We start from the raw sequence: 12,227 nt of genomic DNA, 5'->3' as shown, positions 1-12,227 counted from the left end.
GCGGCCTCAGGACGACTCTTCGTGTCACCAGAGAAGACAACGACACGAGGAGCAGGTCATGGAGTGGACGCCCGAGTCCCTGAAGGCGGAGATCGACTACCGGCAGGCCGCCCTGCGCGCCGACGCGGCCCACCACCGCGTCAGCCGCCGGCCCGCCGTCCCCGGCAGGTCGTGGTGGCGGCGGCTGGGCCACCGGTCCGGTCCGAACGACCCCCCGGCGGGGAACGACCACCGCGACGCCGCCTGAGGTGTGACAGCATGCCTGGTGTGGCACGCCTTGGTTCCGGAATTCCCTTGGTGGCGCGTAGCCGGGAGATGACCAGGCTGCGCGCCGCCCTCGACGAAGCCGCCGGCGGCAAGGCCGGCGCGGTGCTGCTCGCGGGCGACGCCGGTGTCGGCAAGACCCGGCTGGTGGACGAGCTGGCCGCGGCGGCGGGTGACGCGCTCGTGCTCAACGGCCGCTGCCTGGACGTCGGCGAGACCGGCCTCCCGTACCTGCCCTTCACCGAGGCGTTGGGGCAGGTGCGGGACGCCGGTCTGCTCGACGTCGCCGCCCGGCCCGCGCTCGGCCTGCTGCTGCCCGACCTGGCGCTGCCCCCGGGCCACGACGGCAGCCCGGCCTTCTCCGGCCTCCCGTCGCACGTGGTCGGCCGCCGCCCCGAGCAGGACGTCGGCCAGCTCCAGCTGTTCGACGCCGTGCACGGGCTGCTCGGCGACCTGGCCGACCAGCGGCCCGTGCTGCTGATCCTGGAAGACCTGCACTGGGCCGACGCCTCCACCCGCTACCTGCTGTCGTTCCTGCTGTCCCGGCTGCGCTCGCAGCGCCTGCTGGTCGTCGGCACCTACCGCTCCGACGACCTGCACCGCAGCCACCCGCTCCGCCCGCTCCTGAACGAGCTGGTGCGGCTGCCCGCCGTGCAGCGGCTCGACCTGACCCCGCTCAGCGCGATCGACGCGCGCTCGTTCGTCGCCGCGCTCGCCGACGACCTGCCCGACGACGTGGTGCTGGAGGTCGCCGAGCGCTCGGACGGCAACCCGTTCTTCGCCGAGGAGCTGATCGCGGTCGCCACCTGCGGCGACGGCCGGGTGCCGTGGACGCTCGCCGAGGTGCTGCTGGCCCGCATCGAGCGCCTGTCGCCGGACGCGCAGCGCGTCGTGCGGGTCGCGTCCGTCGGCGGCCGCTCCGTGCGCCACGACCTGCTGCGCGCCGTGGCCGGCATGGACGACGTGCAGCTGGACGGCGCGCTGCGCGAGGCCGTGCAGCACCACGTGCTGCTGGTCGCGCGCGACGAGGTGTACACGTTCCGGCATGCGCTGCTCCGCGAGACCGTCTACCACGACCTCCTGCCCGGCGAGCGGGTCCGGCTGCACGCCGCGTACGCCGACCGGCTCGCGTCGTCGGGCGACCGGGGCGCCGCGGCCGCGCTGGCCCACCACAGCCTGGAGTCGCACGACCTGGCCCGAGCGCTGCGCGCGTCGGTGGACGCGGCGCGGGAAGCGCAGGCCGCCGGCGCTCCCGCCGAGTCGCTGCGGCACCTGGAGCAGGCGTTGCAGCTGTGGTCCGCGGTGCCCGCCGACGACCGCCCGACCGGCCTGACGGAGCTGGTGCTGCTGCGCCGCGCGTCGTGGGCCGCGGGCACGGCCGGCCAGCCCGAGCGGGCCATCGCGTTCGCCCGCACCGGCACCGGCGCGGTGGACGAGTCCGACCCCGAGGCCGCGGCCGAGATGTGGCGGCGCTTCGCGCAGGCGTTGCAGGTGCTCGAAGGCAACGAGGGCGAGATGTACCGCGCGGTGGAGGAGGCGTGGCGGCTGGTCCGGGACCGGCCGGCGAGCCCGTCCCGGGCGTGGGTGCTGGCGGTGTGGGCGGCGGCGCTGCGGCAGGACCGCGCGTACGCCGAGGCGCGTGAGCGGGCGCGGATGGCCGTCGCGGACGGCCGGGAGGCGGGCGCGGAGGCGGCCGTCGCGGACGCGCTGACCACGTTGGGGCTGCTGGAGGAACCCGAGGGCGAGGTGTCGCGGGCGCGCGAGCACCTGCGGGCCGCGGTGGCGTGCTCGATGGAGGCGGAGGCGGTCAGCACCGAGCTGCGCGCCCGGTACTTCCTCGGCGTGCACCACTACGACCTCGGCGAGCTGGGCGAGGCCGCGCGGGTGTTCGACGAGGGCGTGGCGCGGGCCAAGGCGACCGGCCTGACGTGGAGCTCGTTCGGCCTCGAACTGCGCATCCTCCAGGTCCTGACCAGGTACTACATCGGGGAGTGGGACGGCGCGGCGACCGCGGCCGAGCCGCCCGGCCTGCGCGTGTCCAGCACGGTGTCCGCGCGGCTGGCGGCGGCGGGCACGCACGTCGCGGTCAGCCGGGGCGAGTTCGAGCAGGCCGAGCGGATGATCGGCGAGCTGCGCGCGGACTGGCACCGCGACCTCCAGATCGCGTTGATCACCGGCGGCACCGGCGCGGAGCTGGCGCTGTGGCGCGGCCGGCCGGAGCTGGCGGTGGAGCGGATCGCGGACGCCATCAGCTGGTCCCGCAAGGAGGGCGACTGGCTGCTGGCCGGCATCCGGCTGGCGGCGCTCGGCATCGCCGGGCACGTGGAGCTGGCCGCGCGGGCGCGGCGGCGACGTGACCGGGCCGCCGAGGAGGAGGCCGTGCGGGCCGGGCGCGAGCTGGCGGAGTACGCGCACACCACGGCCGAGCTGGGCACGCCCCGCACCGGCGTGCTCGGGCCGGAGGGGCGGGCGTGGCTGGTCCGCGCCGACGCCGCCGCGTCCCGGCTCACCGGCCCCGGCGACCCCGCGCTGTGGCGGCGCGCCGTCGACGCGTTCGGCTACGGCGCGGTGTTCGAGCAGGCCGTGTGCCGGTGGCGGCTGGCCGAGGCGCTGCTCGCCGCGGATCGGCGCGACGAGGCGGCGGAGGAGCTGCGACGGGCCGGCGCGACGGCCGACGAGCTGGGCGCGGCGCCGTTGCGCGACGCGCTGGACCTGGTCGCCCGGCGGGCCAGGGTGGCGTTGCGGGACGCCGGGCCGCGCGACCGGGTGGACCCGTTCACGCCGCGGGAGCGGTCGGTGCTGGAGCTGGTCGCGCAGGGCCGCACCAACCGGCAGGTCGGCGAGGAGCTGTACATCTCGGAGAAGACGGTCAGCGTGCACCTGAGCCGGATCATGGCGAAGCTGGGCGCGAGCCGGCGGGCCGAGGCGGTGGCCACCGCGTTCGACCGAGGTCTGCTGGACCTGCCGGACTGAGCCGGGGCGGCGGTCACCCCGGTGGTCACCCCGCGGAGGAGTAGAGCTGCTCCCCGGCGCCGTTGTGGTCGAGCAGGCAGTCCGTCGCGCCGGCCGAGATCCGCGCGGTCAGCAGCTCGCGGACGGTGCCCCACCACGCCGCCAGGTCCGGGTCGTCGAGGTCGGCGATGCTCTCGTCGACCTTCTCCCACAGGCCGATCCGCGTCCACTCCCGGAAGCGCCGGTGCACGGTCGAGACCTTGACGCCGAACAGCGGGGGCAGCTGCCGCCACGAGCACTCGCCGGTGACCACGAAGATGATCGCCGCGAGGATCTGGCGGTCGTCGATGCACCCGCGCCCGCCGCCCTGGGTGCGCACGCCGGCGGGCGGGGCGAGGGGTTGCACGATCCGCCACAGCGCGTCGGGAGCCAACCGTCGGGACAGGTGGTTGACCACGGTTCGCCCTTCGCCGGTCCGGAAACAGCCGCAGTGAATCCGACGACCGAGTCTACCAGCGCGGCGTGGCAAGGCTTTCGTGGTTCCGAAGGGGGTGGGACGTCCCGCGAACGGCGCCCGCCGGACGTCCCACCGACCCCGGGTCAGGCGTGGCCCGCGTAGAAGGACGTGACGCCGGCGATGACCGCCTGCTGCTCGGCGTAGGACAGCTCGGGGTACATCGGCAGGCAGAGCAGCTTGCCGTTGTTCGCCCGCGCGACGGGGGTCGGCTCGACCCGGTGCGGCAGGTCGGCGAACGCCGGTTGCTCGGACAGGAGGTAGGGGTAGATGCGCTCGGTGGAGATCCCGCGGTTCTTCAGGTGCAGTTCCAGCTCGGCCGCGTGCTCGGTGTGGACCGTGTACTTGTAGAACACGTGCTCGCGGTCCGGCAGGACGGTGGGCGTGGACAGCGGCAGGCCCGCGAACGCCTTGTCGTACGAGCCGGCGATCATCCGGCGCTGCTCGTTCCACTCGGGCAGCATGGAGATCTGGTGCGACAGCACCGCGGCGTTCAGCTCGCTCAGGCGGGCCCGGCTGCCCCAGCTGTGGTGCAGGTAGCGGATCGTGCGGTCGCGGCCCAGGTTGTGCATGCGCTGCATGGCCTTGAGGTTCCGCTCGTCCTTGACGGTGACGAACCCGCCGTCGTCCAGGCCGCCGACGTTCTTGCCCACCCACATCGAGAAGCAGCCGAAGTCGCCGAACGAGCCGGCCGGCCGGCCCTTGTAGGTGGCGTCGTGGGCCTGGGCGCAGTCCTCGATGACGACCAGGCCGTGCTCCTCCGCGATGGCCATGATCTCGTCCATCTCGGCGACCTGGCCGTACAGGTGCACCGGGATGATCGCCTTGGTGCGCGGGGTGATGGCCCTGCGGATCGCCTCCGGCGAGATGAGCCAGGTGTCCGGCTCGACGTCGACGAACACGGGCGTGGCGTGCGCGGCGTTGACCGCGAACGCCGTGGACACGAACGTCATGTCCGGGACGATCACCTCGTCGCCCGGCCCGATCCCCGCGATGCGCAACGAGAAGTGCAGCGACTCGGTGCCCGACGACGTGGCCACCGCGTGCCCGCCCCAGCGCTCGCCGAGCTGTGCCTCCAGCCGCTTGGTGAAGTCGCCCAGCAGCGACGTGCCGCTGTCGATCACCTGGTCGAGGTAGCGGTGGATCAGGTGCCGCATGTTCGCGATGCGGCGGTGCTGCCCGTCCGGGGGAACCGGTAAGTGGGCTTCGTCGGCGTTGGTGGGAGCGGTGATGGTACCGGTCACGATGGCTCCTGATCAGTTCTGGGAGTGGGCCGTGCGGCGCACTCCTGGTGGGCGACCGACCGGCGGGTGGGCACGTTCGGCTCCCGGACGTCGAGTCCTGGCGGAAGGCCGTGCCCCTGTCGGTCGGTCGGGAGGGTCGATCGGTTCGGGTGAGCGCGGTCTCGTGCGTCGGATCGTCCTGATCGGTGTTCCCCCGGTCGTTCCCTTCGGGGGGAGGGGTTGGGGCGCGCGGCCGCCGCCGTCCGCCCGTCGGAGCGGCGGCGGCCGCGCGTCGAGGTCGTCGGGTCTGGTCAGTCCTGCGGCGCGAGGGCCGTGGTGTGCGGCGGGAAGTGGGCGCTGACGTGTGCGCCCAACTCCGCGAGCACGTCGGCCACCGGGCGGCGGCTGAACTTGAAGTTCAGCCCGACGTGGTTCACCCCCGCCTCGCGCAGCACCTCCAGGTAGTCGACCAGCCACCGGGCGCCGCAGCGGAAGCCGAGGTGGATGGGGCGCGGCGGCAGGTCCTCCTGCTCGGCCAGGTCCACGTACAGGCTCTGCGCGAACGGCTTGAACGCCGCGCCCGCGCCCGCCACGGCGGCGTGCCAGCCGCCCACCACCCGCAGGTGGGTGGTGATGTCCAGGCGCGGGTAGGCGAGCCACCCGTCGGAGTTCTCCGCGATCCACGCCATGTCCTGCCGGCTGCTGCCGGTGACCAGGAGCGGGATCGTGCCGCGGGAGGGCTTGGGCAGCACGTCCACGCCCTTCCAGCGGCCGAACGGCCCGTCCACCTCGGGGTAGGAGCCGCCCCACAGCTTCCGCAACGTGCCGAAGGACTCGCGGAACAGCTCGCCGCGATCCTCCAGCGGCCGACCGAAGGCCGGGAACTCCACCGGCCGGTCGCCCGTGGCCACGCCGAGCACCAGGCGGTTGCCGGTGAGGAGGTCGATCGAGGCGGCCGACTTGGCCAGGTGGACGGGGTGGCGCAGCGGCAGGATCACCGAACCGGTCGCCAGGCTGATCGAGGAGGTGTGCGCGCCGATGTGGGTCAGCCACACCCACGGGTCGTAGAGCTGCCCGCCGTCGCCGAAGGAGGGGTCGAGCAGGGGCACGTCGCGCACCCACAGCGCGGCCAGTCCCGCGTCCTCGGCCGCCCGCGCCAGCGCGACCTGGTCCTCGTTGGACGGGACGGCGCCCGGGTAGGACTCCAGCGGGAAGAACGCGCCCACGGTCAGCCGGCCCGGGGCGAACATCCGCGCGAACCCGTCGTGCCCGGTGACGGGTGATGGCGCTGTCGACATTACTTCTCCTCATTCGATCGGAATTCACGCGCGTGGTGCGCGGCATACCCGTGGCCGGGCGTGACGTGTTCGTGCCGCGGTCGGCGACCGCTTCTTCGGCTGTGGTGCGGACCTGTGGTCCGGGAGTTTCGGTGCTGCTCGTGCGGTGTGCGTCCCCAGTGATTCTTCCGATCAATTCTAATGTTGATCGGGTGCCAATTGAGATTAGGCGGTGAAAAATGACTGTAGTCAACGGGTATGAGCGGGTCAAAGCGACCGATCGGGTGGCGTCGCAGCGTAGTGGCACCATTCCGGGGGTGTCTCGTTTGGCGTGCGCGCGGCACCGGTGGCGCGTCCCGCGTCATTCCCCGGCACGTGTGGTGGCGGGTGCGCCGGGGACCGGACGCCCAGGTCGTCCGAAGTCATCACGGAGGGCGAGCGGGGACGGGGGCGTGCGACGGTTCGGCATCCCGATTCCGGGTCCGGGTCGACACTGTGGTGAATGGTCCGCGCGGGGCCTTTCCCGGCCGATCGGTGCAGTGCGGCCGCGTCCGTGCGGGCGGCCAGGCACAAGGCTCGCCGACGTCACGTCATCGGGTGAATTCCGGAGGGTCCGGCACGTCGGGCGAAAGTAGACGGTCGACGCCATGTGGGACAACTCTGCGTAGTCGGAATCGCCTGGATACTACTCTATTCGTGTATGAGGAATAGTCTGGTTAGCTCCGGCCGGGCACTTGCCGTGAGATTTGCGGGCCACTTGGGCGCACTTCCGGCCGTGCTGCCCCGATCGACCTCGCAGCCCCCCGGGGCGGGTCCTCCTCGCGACGGCGACCGGCCGCGCCGGTGCCGCCACCAGCGGCTGGGCGTCAGACCAGAGGACTAGGGAAAGTCATCCCGCATGGTGACGACGGGTTCCGCCGCCGAGATGACGACCGGTTACCCGTGCCCCCTCTAGCTTTTTGACGACCACCCGCCGAGAGAATGAGGGAGCATGTCCGCACTGGTGTCCGATGTCGGGACCCGCGCCGCCGCAGAAGCCGTCGACCTGGCGAAGGTGTACGGCAAGGGCGACACGGCGGTCCGCGCCCTCGACGGCGTGAGCGTCGCATTCGACGCGGGTCGATTCACCGCGATCATGGGGCCTTCGGGTTCCGGGAAATCCACCCTGATGCACTGCCTGGCGGGGCTCGACAACGTCGACGGCGGCACCGTGCGCATCGGCGGCACCGAGATCACGTCGCTCGGCGACAAGGAGCTGACCAAGCTCCGCCGCGACCGGGTCGGGTTCGTCTTCCAGGCGTTCAACCTGCTGCCCACGCTCACCGCCGAGGCGAACATCCTGCTGGGCCTCGAACTGGCCGGCCGCAAGCCCGACCGCGAGTGGTTCGACACGATCGTGGACGTGCTGGGCCTGCGCGACCGCCTCAAGCACAAGCCGACCGAGCTGTCCGGCGGCCAGCAGCAGCGCGTGGCCTGCGCCCGCGCCCTGGTCGCCCGCCCGGACGTGGTGTTCGCCGACGAGCCGACCGGCAACCTGGACTCGCGCTCCGGCGCGGAGGTGCTGGACTTCCTGCGCATGTCGGTGCGCAAGCTCGGCCAGACCGTGATCATGGTGACGCACGACCCGGTCGCCGCGTCGTACGCGGACCGCGTGGTGCTGCTCGCCGACGGCCGCCTGGCCGGCGAGATCGACCGCCCGACCGCCGACTCGGTGCTGTCCGCGCTCAAGCACCTGGGGGCGTGACCTGATGCTGCGCACGATCATCGCGGGCCTCAAGGCCCGCACCGCGCGGCTCGTGCTGTCCTCGGTGGCGATCGCCCTCGGCGTCGCCTTCGTGAGCGGCACGCTGGTCCTCGGCGACGCCATGAACGAGAGCCTGCGCGACGAGTTCGCCAAGGGCGCCCGCAACGTGGACGTCTCCGTCACCCTGGGCGGCGAGTCGCCGTCCGACGCCAAGGGGATCTCCCCGGACGTGCTGGCGAAGATCCGGCAGGCGCCGGGCGTGGCGGGGGCGGACGTGCGCGGCGCCCAGCCCGTGCCGCTGCTCACCACCAACGGCAAGGCGAAGCCCGCGTGGGCGGTCTCCTTGGCGGGCAACGAGAAGCTGCGCGAGTTCGACCTCGCGGAAGGCCGCTACCCCGCCAAGGCGGACGAGATCGCCGTCGACAAGCGCACCGCCGCCACGGCGAAGCTGACCATCGGCGGGCCGGTCGTGCTGCTGGGCGAGGAGGACGCCCGCCACACGTACACGCTCGTCGGCACGTACCGGCAGGGCACGAACTCGATGTCGCTGTCCGGCTACGACCACATCGGACTGACCGCGGACGCGTTCCAGGCGCTCGACCCGGAACGCCTGCCGTACCAGGTCGTCGCCACCGCCGCGCCGGGGTTCACCCAGCAGCAGGTCGTGGACAACGTCCGGAACGCCATCGGGGACAACGCTTTCGCGGTGCAGAGCGGCGCGGACCTCACCGAGGAGACCCTGGAACGGGTCGAGTCGCAGTCGGGTGAGTTCACCTCGCTGCTGCTGGCGTTCGCGCTCATCGCGCTCGTCGTCGCGGCCATGGTCATCTACAACACGTTCACCATCCTGGTCGCGCAGCGGACCCGCGAGCTGGCCCTGATGCGGTGCGTCGGCGCGAGCCGGTCGCAGGTGTTCCGCGGCGTGCTGGCCGAGGCGCTGGTGATGGGCCTGACCGCGTCGGTGATCGGGCTGTTCGGCGGCATCGGGGTGTCGGCCCTGCTGCAACGGGTGATCCTGTCGTTCGGCAACGCCGAGGACGCCGTGGTGCGCCTGCCGGTGGCCGGGACGACGGTGCTCGCCGCGTTCGCCGTCGGCACGCTGGTGACCGTGCTGGCGGCCGTGCTGCCGGCCCGCAAGGCGACCAGGGTCGCGCCGGTGGCGGCGCTGCGCAGCCAGCCGGACAGCGGCGAGGAGGTGTCCCGCACCGGTGTGGTGCGCGTGCTGACCGCCGTGCTGTTCGGCGTGATCGGCGTCGGCACGATCGTGTTCGGCCTGGGCATCGACGACGAGGAAGCCGCGATGCTGGTCAGCGGCGCGGGCACGATGGCGTTGCTGGCCGCGGTGCTCGTGCTCGGCCCGCTGCTGGTCGGCCCGGTCAACCGGGTGCTCGGCGCGCTGCCGCGGGCGGTGTTCGGCGTGCCCGCGAAGCTGGCCTCCGCCAACGCCGGCCGCAACCCCAAGCGCACCGCCGCGACCACCGCCGCGCTGATGATCGGCGTGACGATCGTGGCGCTGGTGACCGTGGTCGCGAACAGCGCCAAGGAGACCGCCAACGCCGAGATCGACGAGCGGATGCCCGCCGACTACACCGTGACGTCGGCCGTCCACGACCGGCCGCTGCCGGAGGAGCTGGTCGGGCAGCTGGCCGCGGTGCCGGAGGTGGCGCGGGTCGCCCCGACCACCACGGTCTACGGGGAGAGCGAGTACTTCACCGGCGTGCCGACCGACGCGATCGGCACCCTGTTCCGGCCGACGGTGACCAGCGGGTCGCTCGCCGACCTCGGTGACGGCGCGGTGGCCGTGAACGCCGACTACGCCAAGCGGAGCGGCGTGACGATCGGCTCGACGGTGACGGTGAGGGCGGCCGAGGGCGTGGCGCACGAGCTGAAGGTCGTCGCGGTGGTCGAGGGGCAGCGGCTGTCCGACGGCATCATGACGCTGGAGACGTCGCTGCGCTTCCCGGAGGCCGCCAAGGGCTACGACAGCATCCTGGTGAAGCTGGAGGACGGCGTCGCGAACGGCCGGGCGGCCGTGGAACGGGTCACCGACCCGTCGCCGCTGGCCGTGCTGGACAGCGCGGCGGAGACCAAGGAGCAGCTGAACCAGCAGCTCAACCAGGTGCTCGGGTTCATCTGGGCGCTGATCGGGCTGGCCGTGGTGATCGCGTTGTTCGGCATCGCCAACACGCTGACGCTGTCGGTGCTGGAGCGGACGCGCGAGTCGGCGCTGCTGCGCGCCCTCGGCCTCACCCGCGGCCAGCTGCGGCTGATGCTGGTGATCGAGTCGGTGCTGATGGGGCTGATGGGCGCGACGATCGGGCTCGTGCTCGGCATCGGCTTCGGCTGGGTGATCACCGAGGCCGTGTCCACGGACACCGTGTCGGTCGACCTCGTCGTCCCGTTCGGCCAGCTCGGCGTGATGCTCGCCGCCGCCGTCGTGGCCGCGATCGCGGCCGCCGCCCTGCCCGCCAGGCGGGCCGCCCGCACCTCGGTCGTCGCGGGGATGGCCGAGGCGTGAGAGGTCCGGTGGCCCGTCCCTCTTCGGGGGAGGAACGGGCCACCGGGCCGGTCGCCCACCCCGGCTCCCCTTAGGGGCCGGGGTGCGACGCGTGTCACAAAATTTTCCGCGAGCGCGCGTCACATCCTGGCCCGGAACCCCTCTAACAGGGTGCGGGGTGGCCCGAGCGAGGGCCGGGCCACCCCGCATCTCCCTGCGTCTTCTCCCACTGGTTGCCGTGTTGTCACCCGCCGGCCGCCGGGGCCTCACGGACCGTGGCACGGCTGTCACGCCGGCCCACGAGAGCGCTTCAGATTGTTGCGGAACGGTGTCGACCGGTACTTCCCGGGTTGACAGCGACTACCGGTACTCACGACTGTGAGAGCGCTCTCATGACGCCGGGTCCAATCCGGCGAGTGCGTCGAGGAGGACGGATGAGCAGGACACTGGTCGGCCGGACGACGGCGATCACCGCGGTCGCCCTGGCCGCGACCCTGGTGGCGGCGTGTGGTGGCGGGGGAGGTGACGGGGGCGACGACAAGATCAAGCTGTCGATCGGGGTCTTCTCCGACTTCGGCTACGCCAACCTGATCAAGGAGTACCAGGCGTCGCACCCGAACATCGAGATCGAGCAGCGCACGGTCAAGATGGAACAGCACCACACCCAGCTCGCGACGCAGCTCGCGGGCGGTCGCGGCGCCGCGGACATCGTGGCGATCGAGGAAGGCAACATCGCGCAGTTCCGCCAGTCCAAGGACAAGTTCGTCAACCTGGCGGACTACGGCGCCAAGGAACTCGAGAGCCAGTGGGCCGCCTGGAAGTGGAACCAGGGCACCACCGACAACGGCGACTTCGTGCTCGGCCTCGGCACCGACATGGGCAGCCTCGCGCTGTGCTACCGCCGAGACCTGTTCGAGGCCGCCGGCCTGCCCGCCGACCGCGAGGCCGTCGGCAAGCTCTGGCCCACCTGGGACGACTACCTGAAGGTCGCGGACACCTTCACCCAGAAGACGCCGGGCGTGAAGTTCGTCGACACCGCCCAGAACGTCTACAAGGCGATCCTCGACCAGACCGAGGAGGGCTACTTCGCCAAGGCCGACGACTCGTTCATCGGTGACACGAACGACAAGGTGAAGCAGGCCTTCACGCTGGCCGCGAGCCTCGGCGAGAAGAAGCAGACCGGCGCGCTGGCGCCGTTCAGCCAGGACTGGAACGTCGCGCTCAAGCAGGCGTCCTTCGCCACCACGACGTGCCCCGCGTGGGCGCTCGCGCTCATCAAGGCCGGCGCCGGCGACGAGGCCGCGGGCAAGTGGGACGTGGCCGCGGCGCCCGGCGGCGGCGGCAACTGGGGCGGCTCGTTCCTGGCCGTGCCCAAGCAGGGCAAGCACCCCAAGGAGGCCTACGAGCTGGCCAAGTGGCTGACCGCGCCCGAGCAGCAGAAGCGGATCTTCAAGGAGACCGGCAACCTGCCGAGCGAGCCCGCCGCGTACAAGGACCCCGAGGTCACCTCGACGGTCAACGAGTACTTCAACAAGGCCCCGGTCGGCCAGATCTTCGGCAACTCGGCGGAGAACCTGAAGCCCACCTACCGCGGCACGAAGGACTCCAAGGTCACGCCGGTGTTCGGCAACGCCCTGTCCCGCGTGGAGACCGGCAAGCAGTCCACCGCGGACGCCTTCGCCCAGGCCCTCCAGGAAGCGCGGGACGCCGTCAAGTGACGGTCGCACCCGAACGGGCCGCGGCGGGACGGGGCACC

Annotated in this window: 8 protein-coding genes; 5 read left to right on the top strand and 3 right to left on the bottom strand. The window is 72.4% G+C overall.

Annotation, left to right across the window (positions count from 1 at the left end):
• Nucleotides 1-58 precede the first annotated feature (58 nt).
• Together ACRAKH_RS26510 and ACRAKH_RS26505 are read left to right on the top strand one after the other, a co-directional pair.
• Nucleotides 59-247 (top strand): hypothetical protein, encoded by a 189-nt coding sequence (locus ACRAKH_RS26510; protein ID WP_380729518.1) that lies wholly within the window; start codon nucleotides 59-61, stop codon nucleotides 245-247.
• Nucleotides 248-258: 11 nt separating this feature from the next.
• Nucleotides 259-3,237, top strand: coding sequence for a helix-turn-helix transcriptional regulator (locus ACRAKH_RS26505; RefSeq protein WP_447009362.1), 2,979 nt, complete (start codon nucleotides 259-261; stop codon nucleotides 3,235-3,237).
• A gap of 25 nt (nucleotides 3,238-3,262) precedes the next feature.
• Here ACRAKH_RS26505 and ACRAKH_RS26500 read toward each other — a convergent pair whose 3' ends face one another.
• From ACRAKH_RS26500 to ACRAKH_RS26490, 3 genes are all read right to left on the bottom strand, one after another.
• On the bottom strand, nucleotides 3,263-3,673 hold the full coding sequence (locus tag ACRAKH_RS26500) for a transposase (RefSeq protein ID WP_380727308.1): 411 nt from the start codon (nucleotides 3,671-3,673) through the stop codon (nucleotides 3,263-3,265).
• 143 nt (nucleotides 3,674-3,816) lie between these two features.
• Nucleotides 3,817-4,974 carry a DegT/DnrJ/EryC1/StrS family aminotransferase gene (locus ACRAKH_RS26495; RefSeq protein ID WP_380727310.1) on the bottom strand — a complete coding sequence of 386 codons (1,158 nt, stop codon included), beginning with the start codon at nucleotides 4,972-4,974 and terminating at the stop codon, nucleotides 3,817-3,819.
• Between the two features lie 290 nt (nucleotides 4,975-5,264).
• Nucleotides 5,265-6,251 carry an LLM class oxidoreductase gene (locus ACRAKH_RS26490; RefSeq protein ID WP_380727312.1) on the bottom strand — a complete coding sequence of 329 codons (987 nt, stop codon included), beginning with the start codon at nucleotides 6,249-6,251 and terminating at the stop codon, nucleotides 5,265-5,267.
• Between the two features lie 970 nt (nucleotides 6,252-7,221).
• Here ACRAKH_RS26490 and ACRAKH_RS26485 point away from each other — a divergent pair.
• The 3 genes from ACRAKH_RS26485 to ACRAKH_RS26475 all read left to right on the top strand — a co-directional run bounded on the left by ACRAKH_RS26485 (nucleotide 7,222) and on the right by ACRAKH_RS26475 (nucleotide 12,189).
• Nucleotides 7,222-7,974: an ABC transporter ATP-binding protein gene (locus ACRAKH_RS26485; protein ID WP_380727314.1), complete on the top strand. Its 753-nt coding sequence runs from the start codon at nucleotides 7,222-7,224 to the stop codon at nucleotides 7,972-7,974.
• Nucleotides 7,975-7,978: 4 nt separating this feature from the next.
• A complete protein-coding gene (locus ACRAKH_RS26480) occupies nucleotides 7,979-10,492 on the top strand; it encodes an ABC transporter permease (protein ID WP_380727316.1) in 2,514 nt (837 codons plus the stop codon).
• A 413-nt stretch (nucleotides 10,493-10,905) separates the two neighbouring features.
• Entirely contained in the window at nucleotides 10,906-12,189 is a 1,284-nt protein-coding gene (locus ACRAKH_RS26475; RefSeq protein WP_380727318.1) for an extracellular solute-binding protein, read from the top strand.
• Nucleotides 12,190-12,227: the final 38 nt, after the last annotated feature.

Source organism: Saccharothrix hoggarensis, from assembly GCF_052936025.1.
The sequence above is the reverse complement of the archived record's forward strand: the minus strand, read 5'-3'. Positions and strand labels throughout refer to the sequence as shown.